Source organism: Bradyrhizobium sp. AZCC 1588 (genome assembly GCF_036924735.1).
Taxonomy (GTDB): domain Bacteria; phylum Pseudomonadota; class Alphaproteobacteria; order Rhizobiales; family Xanthobacteraceae; genus Bradyrhizobium.
The window spans coordinates 3,484,877-3,500,488 of record NZ_JAZHSC010000001.1; the positions used below are offsets into that span (position 1 = coordinate 3,484,877).

Annotated in this window: 15 protein-coding genes; 10 read left to right on the forward strand and 5 right to left on the reverse strand. The window is 63.2% G+C overall.

All coding sequences use genetic code 11. From position 1 onward, the window contains the following. The first annotated feature begins 56 nt into the window (after positions 1–56). Both V1277_RS16285 and V1277_RS16290 read left to right on the forward strand, forming a co-directional pair. Positions 57–542: a Fur family transcriptional regulator gene (locus V1277_RS16285; protein ID WP_334417208.1), complete on the forward strand. Its 486-nt coding sequence runs from the start codon at positions 57–59 to the stop codon at positions 540–542. A 34-nt stretch (positions 543–576) separates the two neighbouring features. Continuing rightward, entirely contained in the window at positions 577–1,515 is a 939-nt protein-coding gene (locus V1277_RS16290) for a DMT family transporter (protein WP_334417210.1), read from the forward strand. 153 nt (positions 1,516–1,668) lie between these two features. On the opposite strand, the gene V1277_RS16295 is transcribed toward V1277_RS16290, so the two are convergent. Then, entirely contained in the window at positions 1,669–2,544 is an 876-nt protein-coding gene (locus V1277_RS16295) for a sulfurtransferase (protein WP_334417212.1), read from the reverse strand. A 269-nt stretch (positions 2,545–2,813) separates the two neighbouring features. On the opposite strand from V1277_RS16295, the gene ispG reads away from it, so the two are divergent. The 3 genes from ispG to V1277_RS16310 all read left to right on the forward strand — a co-directional run bounded on the left by ispG (position 2,814) and on the right by V1277_RS16310 (position 6,772). Further along, positions 2,814–4,106 carry a flavodoxin-dependent (E)-4-hydroxy-3-methylbut-2-enyl-diphosphate synthase gene (ispG, locus tag V1277_RS16300; protein ID WP_334417214.1) on the forward strand — a complete coding sequence of 431 codons (1,293 nt, stop codon included), beginning with the start codon at positions 2,814–2,816 and terminating at the stop codon, positions 4,104–4,106. 294 nt (positions 4,107–4,400) lie between these two features. After that, positions 4,401–5,294 carry a TauD/TfdA dioxygenase family protein gene (locus V1277_RS16305; RefSeq protein ID WP_334417216.1) on the forward strand — a complete coding sequence of 298 codons (894 nt, stop codon included), beginning with the start codon at positions 4,401–4,403 and terminating at the stop codon, positions 5,292–5,294. A gap of 140 nt (positions 5,295–5,434) precedes the next feature. Then, positions 5,435–6,772 carry a Rieske 2Fe-2S domain-containing protein gene (locus V1277_RS16310; RefSeq protein WP_334417217.1) on the forward strand — a complete coding sequence of 446 codons (1,338 nt, stop codon included), beginning with the start codon at positions 5,435–5,437 and terminating at the stop codon, positions 6,770–6,772. Positions 6,773–6,790: 18 nt separating this feature from the next. Here V1277_RS16310 and V1277_RS16315 read toward each other — a convergent pair whose 3' ends face one another. Then, positions 6,791–7,165, reverse strand: a complete 375-nt coding sequence (locus V1277_RS16315) for a nuclear transport factor 2 family protein (RefSeq protein ID WP_334417218.1) — start codon at positions 7,163–7,165, stop codon at positions 6,791–6,793. Positions 7,166–7,483: 318 nt separating this feature from the next. Between V1277_RS16315 and V1277_RS16320 the strand changes: the two genes are divergently transcribed. Further along, positions 7,484–9,250, forward strand: coding sequence for a caspase family protein (locus tag V1277_RS16320; RefSeq protein ID WP_334420391.1), 1,767 nt, complete (start codon positions 7,484–7,486; stop codon positions 9,248–9,250). An 82-nt stretch (positions 9,251–9,332) separates the two neighbouring features. Here V1277_RS16320 and V1277_RS16325 read toward each other — a convergent pair whose 3' ends face one another. Together V1277_RS16325 and V1277_RS16330 are read right to left on the reverse strand one after the other, a co-directional pair. Next, positions 9,333–10,013, reverse strand: a complete 681-nt coding sequence (locus V1277_RS16325) for a DUF1345 domain-containing protein (protein ID WP_334417219.1) — start codon at positions 10,011–10,013, stop codon at positions 9,333–9,335. A 147-nt stretch (positions 10,014–10,160) separates the two neighbouring features. Next, positions 10,161–11,081 (reverse strand): polyprenyl synthetase family protein, encoded by a 921-nt coding sequence (locus tag V1277_RS16330; RefSeq protein ID WP_334417220.1) that lies wholly within the window; start codon positions 11,079–11,081, stop codon positions 10,161–10,163. A gap of 176 nt (positions 11,082–11,257) precedes the next feature. Between V1277_RS16330 and mtgA the strand changes: the two genes are divergently transcribed. From mtgA to V1277_RS16345, 3 genes are all read left to right on the forward strand, one after another. Continuing rightward, a complete protein-coding gene (gene mtgA, locus V1277_RS16335; RefSeq protein ID WP_334417221.1) occupies positions 11,258–11,929 on the forward strand; it encodes a monofunctional biosynthetic peptidoglycan transglycosylase in 672 nt (223 codons plus the stop codon). A gap of 157 nt (positions 11,930–12,086) precedes the next feature. Then, positions 12,087–12,269, forward strand: a complete 183-nt coding sequence (rpmF, locus tag V1277_RS16340) for a 50S ribosomal protein L32 (RefSeq protein ID WP_028347701.1) — start codon at positions 12,087–12,089, stop codon at positions 12,267–12,269. A 135-nt stretch (positions 12,270–12,404) separates the two neighbouring features. Beyond that, positions 12,405–13,208, forward strand: coding sequence for a hypothetical protein (locus V1277_RS16345; protein WP_334417222.1), 804 nt, complete (start codon positions 12,405–12,407; stop codon positions 13,206–13,208). 98 nt (positions 13,209–13,306) lie between these two features. On the opposite strand, the gene V1277_RS16350 is transcribed toward V1277_RS16345, so the two are convergent. Further along, positions 13,307–13,594 carry a hypothetical protein gene (locus V1277_RS16350; protein ID WP_334417223.1) on the reverse strand — a complete coding sequence of 96 codons (288 nt, stop codon included), beginning with the start codon at positions 13,592–13,594 and terminating at the stop codon, positions 13,307–13,309. A gap of 233 nt (positions 13,595–13,827) precedes the next feature. On the opposite strand from V1277_RS16350, the gene V1277_RS16355 reads away from it, so the two are divergent. After that, positions 13,828–15,519, forward strand: a complete 1,692-nt coding sequence (locus V1277_RS16355; RefSeq protein WP_334417225.1) for a putative bifunctional diguanylate cyclase/phosphodiesterase — start codon at positions 13,828–13,830, stop codon at positions 15,517–15,519. The last annotated feature ends 93 nt before the right edge of the window (positions 15,520–15,612 follow it).

A 15,612-nucleotide genomic window follows, 5' to 3' on the forward strand; every position in this document is an offset into this window, starting at 1 on the left:
AATCAATGCGTGCGCGGGCTTTAGGATTGGCCCTCAAACTGGTACAAAGGCCTGATATGAGCCTGACAAAGCCGACATTTCCTGCGCCCGACCACGATCACGGCCGCTGCACTGCGGACGCGATCGCGCATGCCGAACAGGTTTGCGCGCGGCGGGCGCAGAAATTTACCCCGATCCGGCGTCAGGTGCTGCAGGCGCTACTGTCGAGCCACCGCCCGCTCGGCGCCTATGAGGTGATCGACGAGCTCGCCAAATCGATGCCGCGGCCGGCGCCGATCACGGTCTACCGCGCGCTCGATTTCCTGATGGAAAACGGCCTCGTCCACCGCATCGAGAGCCGCAATGCGTTCCTTGCCTGCGCGCATGATCATGACGAGACCTCAATGGTGGCGTTTTTGATCTGCGATCTGTGCGGCTCGGTCGGCGAAATTCCCGCAGCCCCCGTGGCGCAAAGCCTCAATGCGGCGGCGCGCGCATCCGGATTCGCGCCAAAGCTCTCTGTCGTCGAGATCGCCGGCATCTGCGCGCATTGCCAGAAATAACGAGAATACGGCGCCAAGCCGGCCACGAGGATTGATGTCATCCAAGCCAGTAGAACCTTCCGCCGGGCGTGCGCTCACCCCGGGGGCCATCGCCTTGATGCTGATGTTGTGCCTGAGCTGGGGCTTCAACCAGATTGCGGTGAAGCTAACGCTGCCCGATGTGCCGCCGATGCTGCAGGCCTTGATCCGCTCGGCCGGCGCGTTGCCGGTGATGCTGCTGGCCGGTTGGCTGCGCGGCGTGAAATTTCTCGAGCGCGACGGCTCGCTCGGTCCCGGCCTGCTGGCGGGCACGTTGTTCGGTATCGAATTCGTGCTGATCTTCAGCGGATTGGTGTTCACATCGGCGTCGCGCGCCGCCGTGTTCCTGTACACCGCACCGTTCTTCGTGGCGCTCGGCTCCTACCAGTTTCTCGGCGAGCGCCTGAGCATGATGCAATGGGGTGGGCTGGGCCTGAGCTTTGCCGGTGTCGCGCTGGCGATCGGCGTACCGCAGGCGAACGTCGACGCAAAAGTGTTGCTGGGCGACCTGCTTGTGGTCGGCGGCGGCGCGCTGTGGGGCGCGACCACGCTGATCGCCAAGGGCACGCGGCTTCGCAACGCAGCTCCGGAAAAGGCGCTCAGCTATCAGGTGGCCGTATCGATCCCGATCCTGGGCTGTGCATCCCTGCTGTTCGGCGAGACGATCACCCACATGCCGCGCACATTGTCGATTTCGTTGTTGGCTTATCAGGCGATCTGGGTGGTGGGCTGCACCTTCGTGCTGTGGTTCGCGCTGGTGAAGACCTATTCAGCCAACAAACTGTCGTCGTTCACCTTCGTCACGCCATTGTTCGGTGTCGTCGCCGCCTATTTCATCCTGCACGACACGCTGACCATTGCCTTCGGTATTGCGGCGCTGCTTGTCATTGCCGGGCTCTATCTCGTCAACAAGCCCGATCCGAAGGTGGTGCCGGATCCGAACGTGCCGGCGTGATTCTTTCCGTCATTCCACAGGTACGCAAAGCACAAGCCCTCACCGTCATTGCGAGCGAAGCGAAGCAATCCATCCTTCCGCGCGCGCTGAAAGATGGATTGCTTCGTCGCTGCCGCTCCTCGCAATGACGTGGAAGGAGCGCGGGTCTATGTTCTACCCCGTCTCGATCGGCAGCGACGCATCCTTGGCCCATTCGCCCATCGAGCCATCGTAAAGGGTGAGGTTGTCGTAACCGAGCTGGTGCAGCAGGAACAGGTCGACCGTCGCCGAAATGCCGCCGCCGCAATAGGCGACGACGCGCTTGCCTTTGGTGATGCCCTGCGCGTTGAACTTGGCTTCGGCCTCCGCAAGCGGCACGAAGGCCTTGGTCTTGGGGTCGAGCAGCGTCGCGGCCGACACGTTGCAACTGCCGGGCACACGGCCGGGGCGGCCGTAGCGGCTTGGCTCGAGGCCCTTGTGAAACTGCGGACCGAGCGCGTTGACGATGACGGTGCCTCGCTCGGACGTAGCGGCAAGCGTTTCGTGCTTGTCGACGAAGAAACCTGGCCTCGGATTGGCCGTGAATGTTGCAGGCTCGTATCCCTTCGCCGGCCCGGTTTCGAGCGGGCGTCCCTCGAACTTCCATTTGTCGAGACCGCCATCGAGCACCGCGACGTTCTCGAAGCCGAGCGATCTGAGCATCCACCAGAACCGCGTTGCCCACATCGGCGTGCCGATGCTGTACAGCACGACCCGGCTTTGATTTGAAACGCCATGGCGGCCGAACGCCCGTTCGAGCCGCGCCACATCCGGCATCATGAAGCGAAGTTCGGTATCGGGATCGGAGAACTCGCCCTGCAGATCGAGAAAGTCCGCGCCCGGAATATGTCCGGCCTCGAAGCTGTGCCGGCCCGGCACGGTGAGATAGGGTAGGCTGGAGCCTTCAGGGGCGGGTTCGAGGTAGGTGGTGCAATCGAACAGGCGCAGATCGGGCTGACTGAGAAGGTCGGTGAGTTCCGCCGTCGTGATCAGCTCGTTTCGCGCCGGCATACCCGCCTCCCATTATTTATGTTTCGGCGATGCTAGGGCTTGCATCGGGCCATGAAAAGGCGGCCGGAAAGTGCGCTCGCCCTTTCAATTCGGTGATTCCTGTCCAATATAGCGGTTAACGAAAGACGAGGTCTTTTGCCCTGCTTTCGGTCGCTGCGGCTGACCTAAGCTGTTGAACACACAAGATAAAAATCCGCTATGTGACAAGGCGCACACTGCCTTCGCCGCCCCCTTGGTACATGTCACCAAAACCTGATATTCGAGGCCCCATGAACAAGCCCGAAATAATCCCGCAAGACGACGTCGCCGGCCCGAAGGCCCGGCACAAAACCACCCAGGTCATGGTCGGCAATGTTGCCGTCGGCGGGGGGGCGCCGATCGTCGTGCAGTCGATGACCAATACCGACACCGCCGATGTCGAAGGCACAATCGCGCAGGTCGCGGCGCTGTCGCGCGCCGGATCGGAGATGGTGCGCATCACCGTCGACCGCGAGGAAGCTGCTGCCGCCGTTCCGCACATCCGCGACGGCCTGCGCAAGCGCGGCATCACCACGCCCCTGATCGGTGACTTCCATTATATCGGCCACAAGCTGCTCGCCGAATATCCGGCCTGTGCCGAAGCGCTCGACAAGTATCGGATTAATCCCGGCAATGTCGGCTTCAAGAACAAGCGCGACACGCAGTTCGCCGACATCATCGAGATCGCCAACAAGAACAACAAGCCGGTGCGCATCGGCGCCAATTGGGGTTCGCTCGACCAGGAGCTGCTGACCAAGCTGATGGACGAGAACACGGCCTCGGCGAACCCGCGCGATGCGCGCGCGGTGACGCGCGAGGCCATGGTGCAGTCGGCGCTGCTGTCGGCCGCCCGCGCCCAAGAGCTCGGCATGCCCAAGAACCGCATGATTTTGTCGGCAAAAGTTTCCGCCGTGCAGGATCTGATCGCGGTCTATCAGGAGCTGGCGCGCCGCTCGGATTACGCCATCCACCTCGGCCTGACCGAGGCCGGCATGGGATCGAAGGGCATCGTGGCTTCATCCGCCGCGCTCGGCATCCTGCTGCAGGACGGCATCGGCGACACCATCCGCATTTCGCTCACGCCCGAGCCCGGCGGCGACCGCACGCTGGAAGTTCAGGTCGCGCAGGAATTGCTGCAGACCATGGGCTTCCGCACCTTTGTGCCGCTGGTCGCAGCATGCCCGGGCTGCGGCCGCACCACCTCGACCACGTTCCAGGAGCTGGCGCGCTCGATCCAGGATTTCATCCGCGAGGAAATGCCGGCCTGGAAAACGCAATATCCCGGCGTCGAGCAGCTTAACGTCGCGGTGATGGGCTGCATCGTCAACGGCCCGGGCGAATCCAAGCACGCCAATATCGGCATCTCCCTGCCCGGCACCGGCGAAGCGCCGGCGGCGCCCGTGTTCGTCGACGGCAAGAAGTTCCGCACCCTGCGCGGACCCACGATTGCCGCCGACTTCAAGGCGCTGGTGATTGACTATATCGACCAGCGTTATGGCAAGGGCAGCAAGACTCCGGAGAGCACGGTGAGCGCAGCGGAGTAATCGGTCAATTTCGATCGGGCTGCTCGTAGACCTTGCACCACTCGGGATCTGCCGGCGCGGTCAAATCAACCCCGCGCGGAACGGACGTAAGACCCTTCAACGCCCCGAACAGCGGATGACGTCCGCGTCGGCTTGGTGTTGCACGGATCGAAGGCTCGTTTGACTGATCATCCTGGTCCATTGGTTTGTATCTCCGCCAGTCTGCCTGCATAGCAGACTATACGTCCACCTGCATTTCGCGTTGCCGCATGCGGGCTACGATGGCTGAAAACTACAAGCCATCGGAGAACGCCCATGTCTTCGCTGTCCGGCAAGCAGGGACCGCGCTATCGCCACCTCGCCGACGAAGCCGAACCTTACGAGACCATTGCGGTCGAGAAACTCACGCCAATCATCGGCGCGGAAATCTCCGGCGTTGATATCGGCAAGCTCGTCTCGGACGACGCGCGCTCCAACCGGCAGATGGACGAAATCCATCGCGCGCTTGCCGAAAACCTCGTCATCTTCTTTCGCGACCAGCATATCACCCCGCAGCAACATCTCGCTTTCGGGCGCAAGTTCGGTGAACTGCATGTGCATCCGGCGGCGCCCAACGAGGGCGACCCTGCGCTGATGAAGATCTATGCCGACAAGGATTCGCCGCGCGCCAATGGCGAGGGCTGGCACACCGACGTGTCCTGCGACGTCGAGCCGCCGATGGGATCGATCCTCTACATCAAGCAATGCCCGCCACGCGGTGGCGATACGCTGTTTGCCAACATGTACGCCGCCTATGAGGCGCTGTCGGACCGGATGAAGACCTATCTCGACGGGCTGACCGCTTTGCACGACGGCGAGCAGACCTATCGCGGGCTTTACGCCAACTATGGCGTCGCCGACAGGCCGGAATATCCGCGTGCCGAACACCCCGTGGTGCGCACGCATCCCGTCACTGGCAAGAAGGCGCTCTACGTCAATCGCGGCTTTACCCGTTACATTATCGGCATCCCGCGCGACGAGAGCGATGCCATGCTCGCCTATCTCTACCAGCACGCGGAAAATCCGTTGTTCCAGTGCCGCTTCCGCTGGACGGAAAACGCCATCGCGTTCTGGGACAACCGCTGCGCCCAGCACCGCGCGATGTGGGACTACTGGCCGCATACGCGGTCAGGCACGCGGGTGACGGTGAAGGGCGAGAGGCCGGTGTAAAGCGGCATATCGTGCCCCGGACGCAGTGCATCGCAAAGCGTGCACTGCAGAGCCGGGACACGAGAGTGGAATGAGCGTTGACGTTATCGGTCACCCGCGTCAGTCTTCCGTAAAAGCAAAAACAAGATCGGGAGGCCCTCATGCTCCGCGCCGAAGACAACAAATTCCTCACCGAGAGCGGTGCAGGCACCGGCATGGGCGAACTGCTGCGCCGCTTCTGGATTCCGGTGCTGCTGTCGGAAGAGTTACCCGAGGCCGACGGTCCGCCGAAGAAGATTGTCGTCATGGGCGAGGACCTGCTCGCCTTCCGCGATACAAGCGGCGTCGTCGGTGTCATCGATCAATATTGCCCGCATCGCGGCGCCAATCTCTGGCTTGGCCGCAACGAGGAGTGCGGCATCCGCTGCGTCTATCACGGCTGGAAGTTCGACACCGAGGGCCGCTGCGTCGACATGCCGACCTCCTATCCCGACCTCAACGCCAAGGACCTGATCCGCATCAAGTCCTATCCGGTGCGCGAGTGGGGCGAGATGATCTGGGCCTATATGGGTCCCGCCGATCAGGTGCCCGAGCTGCCCGATCTGGAAATGGCGCTGGTGCCGCCCTCGCATCGCTACGTTTCGAAGAAATGGCAGGACTGCAACTGGGTACAGGCACTGGAAGGCTCGATCGACACCGCACATTTCACCTTCGCGCATCTCTCCTTCGAAAAGGAAGAGAACGAGATCCTCGATATCAAGAAGCACTTCGTGAATCCGCTGACACGCGTGGCGACCGACCATATGCGCTGGATCGCGGAAGATCCGCGCCCCGTCATCAAGATCAACCCGCATGAGGCCGGGCTGACGATCGCTGGCGGGCGTCTCACCGGCAGCGACAATATCTACTGGCGCATCGCCCAGTTCCTGATGCCGGTGCATGCCTATGCGCCGAGCGCGATGCCGGGCGAGAACATTTTTGGTCAGAGCTTTGTGCCGGTCACCGATACCAATTGCTGGATCTATACCTATGCCTGGAATCCGGAACGGCCGATTACGGATGCCGAGCGTGAGGCCTACGATCGCGGCAACGGCGTCATTTCGGAAGTCGATGAGAATTACGTGCCGCTGCGCAACAAGTCGAACGACTACCTGATCGATCGCAAGCTGCAGAAGACCCATAGCTACACCGGCATCAAGGGCGTGTCCGAGCAGGATGCCGCCGTGCAGGACAGCCAGGGCCCGATCGCCGACCGCACCCGCGAACATCTCGGCCCGACCGACCTCGGCATCATGCATTTCCGTAAGCTCGTGATGGATGCCGCCCGGGCGCTGCAGAAGGGCGAGGCGCCGCCGCACCTGAAGCATCAGGACCGCTACGCCGTGCGCTCCGGCGCCTGCGTCACCAACAAAGCCAAGGACCTCACCGCTGTCATGATCGAGCGGTTCGGCGAGGCTGCGGGCTATGTTGGGCCGGGGCGGAACGCGGCAGCGGAGTAGGGCAGGCCTGAGTAAGTATTACTCGCGCAGATCGTAGCGATAGGATTTCGAGACGATTTTCCAGCCGTCGCGCAATTTCATCGCCACCAGATAGTCGGTGAAATAGCGCGGCGGCAACTGGCAGCGCACCTTGATGAAGGCGGTCTGATCATCCGAGCGATCAATCGTCACGATGAAATCCTCGCGCGGCTTGCCTTCAGCCTTGGCGGAGGGCCGCTTGCGTACCCGGTCGAGCCAGTCCGGTACGGTCAGCACCTGCAACTCGCCCTTCTCCAGCCAGCGCAAATCGGCACTTGCGTCGAAGATCGCGCCGAGTTTGTCGGCATCGCCTTCATACAGGCCATCGAAATAGGTCTGCACCACGGCTTCGACGGTCGATCGGTCTGGGCTCACGGCTTTCCTCCCGGACAAGACAGAAATCATTCGAGGTGAATTTAGCCATGGACCGGCGGATTGCGCTATTGAGAAAACGCGAACGCTCGCATCGTTGCCGAAGAATGCGCCTGTCCCCGCGGGGCTGCGCCGGGAACCCCGGTGGAAACGGCAAAGGCGGTGGCCGAACCTGCGGGCCTGTTCGCCTGACTAAGGATATAGCGAGGAGGCCGATTCACGTCTGCGTGGTTCGTGACTTAACTCACAAAGCGGTGGTCTGGCTTCTGATAGGCAGACCGGTGTGGTAAAAAAGTACGAGACTCCGGAGGAGTCATGATGATGTCTGGATCGCTAAAATTGTGCCGATGGGCACTTGCAGCCGCCGCCTTCCTGCTGGTGAGCGAGCCGGCCTTTGCCGAGAAGCGCGTCGCGCTGATCCTCGGCAATTCCGCCTACCAGAATGTCGCACCGCTTAGCAACCCGGTTAACGACAGTTCCAAAATCGCGGCGACGCTGAAGGACGCTGGTTTTGACGTCGTCGATTCCCGCCGTGACTTGCCGGCGGCCGAAACCCGTCGCGCACTGCGCGACTTCGCCGATCGCGCGCGCGATGCCGATATTGCCGTGGTCTACTACGCCGGCCACGGGATCGAAGTTGACGGCGCGAATTACCTGATTCCCGTCGATGCGCGGCTGGAACGCGATACCGACATTTATGACGAGGGCCTCTCGCTCGATCGCATCCTGATCGCAATCGAACCGGCCAAGAAGCTGCGGCTCGTGATTCTCGACGCCTGCCGCGATAATCCGTTTGCCCGCACCATGAAGCGTACCGTCGCGTCGCGCGCGATCGGGCAAGGCCTGGCCAAGGTCGAGCCGACCAGCCCCAACGTCCTGATCGCCTATTCGGCGAAGGCCGGTTCGACTGCGGCCGACGGCGACGGGCGGAACAGTCCGTTCACGGCGGCGCTGTCGAATCATTTGACCAAGCCCGGGCTCGACGTGCGCCGCGCGTTCGGCTTTGTCCGCGATGAGGTGCTCAAAACGACCAACAATCGGCAGGAACCCTTTGTGTATGGTTCGCTCGGCGGTGAAGACGTGCCGCTGGTGCCGGCACCGCGCGCGGCGCCGGCGACCGCTGCGCCAGCCCTGAGCGCGCAGGCCGAAGCCCGCCGCGATTACGAACTCGCGCTACAGATCGGCAACAAGAGCGCGCTCAACGCCTTCCTTGCGCAATATCCCGACGGCTTCTATTCGAGCCTCGCAAAACTTCAGCTCGACAAGATTGCGGCCGAGGAGGCGCGCGTGGCGGCGACCGAGAAAGCGCGGCTCGCAGAGCAGGAGCGGGCGCGGCTCGCCGCCGAGGGCGCCCAGAAGTCGCAGCAGGCAAAGGCCGAGGCGGAAGCCAAGGCTGCCGAGCAGGCGCGCATCGCGGCTGAAAAGGCCAAGCAGGTGGCGCAGGAGCAGGCGGCCGCGGCGGAGCAGAAGCGCGTCGCCGCCGAAAGCGCCGCCGCCGACAAGGCGTCGGCTCCGGCACCCGCGGAGAAGGACAAAGCCGTGAACGTTGCTGCCCTCTCGGCCGGCCCGCCGCAGGTTGACGTCACAAAGTCGGTGCAGGCCGAACTGCGCCGCGTCGGCTGCCTCGCCGGTAATGCCGACGGCAACTGGAATAGCGCCTCGCAGCGGTCGCTGACCCTGTTCAACCGCTACGCCGGAACCAAGCTCGACACCAAGGTCGCCAGCGTCGATGCGCTCGATACGATCAAGCTGAAATCGGCGCGCGTGTGCCCGCTGGTCTGCGAGCACGGCTTCAAGGCCGAAGGCGAGCGCTGCACCAAGATCACCTGCGCGGAGGGCTCGTTCCTCAACGACGACAATGAATGCGAGAAGCGCAGCGCCAGGAAGCCGGTCGCCAAGCGCGACAGACCGGAAGCAAGACGAGTTCCTGAAGCACGGCAAGGTCGGGAGCCAAGGCAGGCGATTGTTACACGTTCCCAGAATCCGAATGCTCCAGGGATGTCCCAGCAAGGCCGTCCGCTTACCGGCCACGAACGTGCGGTGGGCTGCCACTCGTTCGGCGCCATCATGTCGGGCGTGTGCCCATAACCGCAGACACGCCGGGCCCCGGCTCTTCTCTGTCCTGATCGCAGAGGGGCCGGGTCCCGCTTCAAAGCCGTGACGCCAGCGATCAGATCACGCTCGCTGCGATATTCACCATCAAGGCCAGCAGCGCGGTGTTGAACACGAACGAAATGATGCCGTGCACGGTCGCGGTGCGGCGGATGACCTTGTCGGTGATGCCGACGTCGGAAACCTGCGCGGTCATGCCGATCACGAACGAGAAGTAGACGAAATCCCAGTAATCCGCATCCTTGTGCGCGTCGCCGCTTGGAAACTGCAGGCCGCCGGGCTTTTTGCCGCGATAGAAATCATGGGCGTAATGCAGCGCAAAGGCGGTATGCACAAGCGCCCATGACAACACGATCGTCACCGTCGCCAGGATGAGCCCGGTCGGATTGCCTTTCGAGGCGCCGAGCTCGAACACGATCGCGCCAAGGCTTGCGAGGGCGCCGAACGCGGTCACTAACAGGATCAGGAAACGCCCGTCATCCTGCAACACCGCGCTGCGCCTTATATGGCCGACGTCGCAGCGAAGCATCATGATGTAGGCAAGCACGAGATACAGTGCAGCGAAGACATCCCAGCCGACGATGAGACGTGTCGCCAGCCGAAGTGTGTCAGGCGCCAGGAAGAATACGGCCACGCCAACCGCGAGCGCGATGAAGGTCCGCGGCCTTCCGTAGACGACGCGGACCGGCATCGGCAGGTTCTGGAAGCGAACAAGGTGTTTCTCGAATTCCTTGTCCATCCGCTGGCCTTCTGATAGGCGCTATAGCGTTTTCGAGCGAAGCATTCCCTCGGACTTGATCCGGGGGTGGATACCGGTTCGCGTGAAGAAAACGCCTCCAAACATGAATCTAGAGCTTCGGTTCTGATTTCAATCAGAGCCGAAGCGCTAGTTCTTGCGATCCGCGACAAAGCGCGCGGCTGCCCGCAATATGTCGCCCTTCGCGCCGAAGATCGACAGTGCGGAATCGGCGCGCGCCAGGAGATCGCGCACGCGCTGCTTGGCGCCGTCGATGCCGAGCTGGGTGACGAAGGTGGTTTTGCCGAGCGCCGCATCCTGGCCGGTCTGCTTGCCGAGCGCTGCGGCGTCGCCCTCGACGTCGAGCAGGTCGTCGGCGATCTGGAAGGCCTCGCCGAGCGCGCGGCCGTAGTCGTCGAGCGCCTGGTATTCCTTCGGCGTGGACTGGCCGAGGATCGCGCCGGCGATGCAGCCATAGCGCAACAGCGCGCCGGTCTTCATCTGCTGCAGCCGCGCCACGTCGACCGGCTCGCGGTCGCCGAAGCGGCCTTCGCCGGCGAGGTCGAGGATCTGGCCGCCGACCATGCCGCCGATGCCGGAAGCGCGCGCCAGTGCCCGCGTCAGCAGCAGGCGCACATTGGCGTCCTTGTGGATCTCGTCGCGGGTGACGATGTCGAACGCCAACGTCAATAGCCCGTCGCCGGCGAGGATCGCGGTGGCGTCGTCGGTCTTCTTGTGCAGGGTGGGCCGGCCGCGGCGCAAATCGCTGTTGTCCATCGCCGGCAAATCGTCATGGATCAGGGAATAGCAATGGATGCATTCCAGCGCCGCGCCGACCAGCAGCGCGGCCTCGCGCGGGACGCCGAACACCGCCGAGCTTTCGACCACCAGAAATGGCCGCAGCCGCTTTCCGCCGCCGAGGCTGGAATAGCGCATCGCGTCCATCAGCCGCTTCGGCCGCGCGATCTCGTCGGGCAGCAGCGTATCGGACAACAGCTTCGCCAGCAGCGCTTCGGTGTCCTCCGCGGTCTGGTCCAGTCGTTTGGCAAAATCGGCAGCGACGTTCGTCATTAAGAATAGCTCCAGATCAATTTGGCCCGGACAATGTTTGATGGCGGGCGCTTCGTCAATTCCATGACCCCCGTCACAAAAGCGCTGGAAAACGCCCGAAATATCATGGAGATGTCACATGGGTGGGGCCTGTTCAGCGGTCCCGGTGGGCCGGGGCTGAACCGGAAGCATCCAATTTGCGCATTGTCCGAATTTTAGTGCTGATCCTGCTGGCGGTGCTGTTGCTGCCCTATCTGGTGACGCCGTTCTACCGCACCGGGCATCCGGTCTCGACCCTGATGGCATGGCGCTGGCTCAATGGCGCGCCGGTATCGCGGCAATGGATCGATTTCAAAGCGATTTCGCCTTACCTGCCGCGCTCGGTGGTCGGCTCCGAAGACGCCAGATTCTGCAGCCATCACGGGGTCGATTGGGGCGCGTTGCAGGACGCAATCGACGACGCCGAGGACGGCGAACCCACCCGCGGCGGGTCGACGATTACCCAGCAGGTGGCGAAAAACCTGTTCTTGTGGCCCGGCCGCAGCGTGGTCCGCAAGGTGCTGGAACTACCGCTTGCGATGTGGATCGATCTGGTGCTGCCCAAGCAGCGGATCCTGGAAATCTATCTCAACATCGCTGAACTTGGCCCGTCCGGGCAGTTCGGGGCGGAAGCCGGTTCCCTCTACGCCTTTGGTCGTTCGGCCTCGACCCTGTCGCCGCGCGAGGCCGCCTTGCTAGCGGCGATCCTGCCCAACCCTGTCAGGCGCAGCGCCCGCAATCCCGGCCCCGGCGTGCGCCGTCTGGCCGTGACCTACACCGCGCGAGCGAGTGCCGTGCAGCGCTGTTGGAGCGAGAATCGCGCTTTTTGAGCCAATTTTCGGCCGCTTTTACCGCAACCTGCCCTAGCTTTACGCCAGCCCATCCTCTATAAGCGCGGCCTTATCGGCATCGCAGCCCGTGCGCGAAGCGCTGGGCGGTCTGGTTTCGGACGATGCCTCCGACAAAACACCCCTAGAGGACTGTGTTATGGCCGTTCCCAGAAGAAAAACATCGCCCTCGCGGCGTGGCATGCGCCGCTCGGCGGATGCGCTGAAGAAGCCGACCTATGCCGAGGACAAGGATTCGGGCGAGCTGCGCCGTCCGCACCACCTCGACCTGAAGACCGGCATGTACAAGGGCCGGCAGGTGCTGAAGAAGAAGGAATCCTGACCGGATAGGCGATAAGGCGCCGCTTCCGGTGGCGCCCGCCCGAATTTGGCCAACGAGTGGGCCAACGGTTCCACAGGGTGAAGCGATGCTTTGCCCGGGGAACATTCCCGGCTTTTCTAGCAAGGCGTGATACCCATGGTCGGTTTTCCGCTGCTTCTGATTCCGCTCGCGATCTACAACATCATTGTCTTCCTGATGCCGGAGGTATCGTTCACCGATCCGCTGGTGAAGCTGACCTTGATGTCGGGCGCGGAATGGACCGTGACGCTGAGCGACGTGCTGCTCACGCTCGGCATCTTGCTGCTGCTCGCCGAAGTCATCAAAGGCGCGCGGCCCGGCGCGAAATATCTCACCGACCATCTGCTGTCGCTGATCGTGTTCGGAGCGGCGGCGGCTGAATTCATGCTGTGGCCGAAATTCGGCACCTCGACCTATTTCCTGTTGACCGCGCTGTCGCTGGTGGATTTCGTCTCCGGCCTCGCATTGCGGACACGACGCCGTGCCGTCGCGGCGGCGCCTGCGCCTCCGCCAAAAACCGCCGAAAAAGTCGAGGCGCCGCCGGCAGCCGAGCCCAAAATCGAGCCTGCACCGGCAGCAGCCCCGTCGCCTGCGCCTGCTACACCAGCGGCAGCCTCTGTTGCCGAATCCGTGTTGAAGGATCACGCCGAACCGAAACCGGTGCAGCCCGCCGCCGCGCCCGAGGCGGCTTCAACGGCAGCCCCGTCGCCCGCAGTGTCGTCATCGGAAGCCCCTGCGCCAGAAGCCCCTGCACCCCAAGCCCCTGCACCCCAAGCCCCTGCACCCCAAGGCCCTGCACCCCAAGGCCCTGCACCCCAAGGCCCTACGCCCCAAGGCCCTACGCCCCAAGTCTCGTCGCCAGGACTACAGCCGGGCTCAGGTCCTCCGCCCTCGGATAAGCCCGATACGCACCAGCGCTGATCCATAGCGTTTTCGAGCGAAGTGGATACCGGTTCGCGTCAAGAAAACGCGTCAAAACAAGAATCTAGAGCCCGTTCTGATTCAATCGGAACCGGGCTCTAGATGGTTTGGCGTGTCCGGAAGCCGGTGTTGCAGTACCGGATCTGGCTGGCGCCATAGGCCGTCTGCGCGTCCGCCAGCGAGGCCCGTCTCAGGCCGCGGGTTTGCGGTGTCTGGTCGGCGGTTGCGATCAACTGCGCGAGGAAGGTCGGATCGGGCCGCGGCGTGGCCGCTCGCTGTGACCAATGCACGGACTGGGTGACCGGCACCAGCGCGACGCAGGCCGGCTCATCGACGTTGACGAACTCGCCGTCCAAAATTTCGTCTGATCGATCGATATCCAGCATCGCGCACCGCAACCGGCTAAAACTGTCACGTTTCGGGACGAAACGCCCCACTGCGATCTGACCTCGCAAGGCCTATGCCGCTCCCTTCCGCTTCGTTCCCGGCTAACCCGGAAAGTCCTTGAAACATGGTTTCCGGATTATTTATCAACTTCGCCTAGCCTCTCGTTCGAAACAGCCACTATCCTTAAGGCCCAAGGGAATCACCCGGCGGTGTCCCGAATCGAGGCGATCTGATGCCCCCTGTCCCGGAAGCCTCCAGCATTCTTGCCTCGCTAGGCCAGGCGGCTTTCGTTTGGGACCTGATAGCGGATACCATCGCCTGGAGCGACAATGCCGGCGCGGTTTTCACCGACATTCCGGCGGAAGCGCTGGCGAGTGGCGCCGGGTTCGCCGGGCTGATCGAGCCCTCCCGTTCGATCCGGACGGACGCCCTCACTCGATCGCCACCGCCGCGGGGCGGCGAAGGCGTCGCCTACCGCATCGAATATGGCGTGCGAGCCTCAAGCTCCGCGCCGGTACTCTGGATCGAGGAAACCGGTTGCTGGTTCGCGGGGCCCGACGGCAAGCCAGTGCGCGCGCAAGGCATTGTCCGCATCAACAATGAGCGCCGTGCCCGCGACGAGCAATTGCTGAAGCTCTCGATGCACGATCCGCTGACCGGTGAACTCAATCGCACGCATCTCATCGCCTCGCTGGCGGAAGCGATCGAGGAAGCCATGCGTCTCCGATCGACGTGCGCCTTCATGCTGATCGGCATCGATCATTTGGCGCGCGTCAACGACGCGTTCGGCTTCGATGTCGCGGACGCCGTGATTGCGGAAGTCGGAAAGCGCATCCGCGCCAAGCTGCGCGGCGGCGACGTGCTCGGGCGCTTCTCCGGCAACAAGTTCGGGCTGATCTTGAGGAATTGCACCGTCGAAGACGCCAATATCGCGGCCGAGCGCTTCCTGGCAGGGATCCGCGACGAGGTAATCCCGACCAAATCCGGCCCGGTTTCAGTGACGGCCTCGATCGGCGCGATCAGCATCCCCCGTTACGCCCGCAATGCCGATGAGGCCGTCAATCGCGCCCAGGAAACGCTAGATGACGCCAAGCGCCGCCGCGCCGGATCGTTCTCGCTATGGAAGCCGAACGTCGAGCGCGACGCCCAGCGTCGCGTCAACATCCGCGTCACCGACGAGATCGTCACTGCATTGAACGAGCGGCGGATCGTCACCGCCTTTGAGCCCGTGGTCGAAGCGCGCTCGCGGCAGCCGGCATTTTACGAATGCCTGGTGCGGATGGAGCAGGAGGACGGGCAGGCGCTGCTGGCGCCCGATATCGTTCCGGTCGCCGAGCGATTGGGCCTGATCCGGCTGGTCGATCATCGCGTGCTCGAACTCGCGGTCGCCGAGCTCGCGGCGTCGCCGAACGTGCGGCTCAGCCTCAACATCTCGCCCGATACCACCATGGACCCGGACTGGTGGACCGGAATCGAATCGCTGATGCAGGCGCATCCCGGCGCCGGCGAGCGGCTGATCGTCGAGATCACCGAAACGGTTGCGATCCAGGACATCGACGATATCAGGGGCTTCATCACGCGACTGAAAAGCTTCGGCAGCCAGATCGCGATCGACGATTTCGGCGCCGGCTACACCTCGTTCCGCAACTTGCGCAAGCTCGGCGTCGATATCGTGAAGATCGACGGCGCCTTCGTGCAGAACATCGCACGCTCCGCCGACGATCGCGCCTTCGTGCATACGCTGATCGATCTGGCCAACCGCCTGCAGATCAAGACGGTGGCGGAATGGGTGCAGGACGAGGAAGCCGCCGTGATGCTGCGCGAATGGGGCTGCGACTACATCCAGGGCCGCCTGATCGGGCTGGCGTCGCCGCAACGGCCGTGGAGCACGGCAACGGACGCGGTGCTGCCAGCAGCGGGTTAGCTCTCTCCGCGCGTCGTCCCTGCGACCCGTCGTCTTCGCCAAGGCTTCGCCGGGGTTTGACGTTGGGCTCGCCGAAGCTTTAGCGAAGGCGGC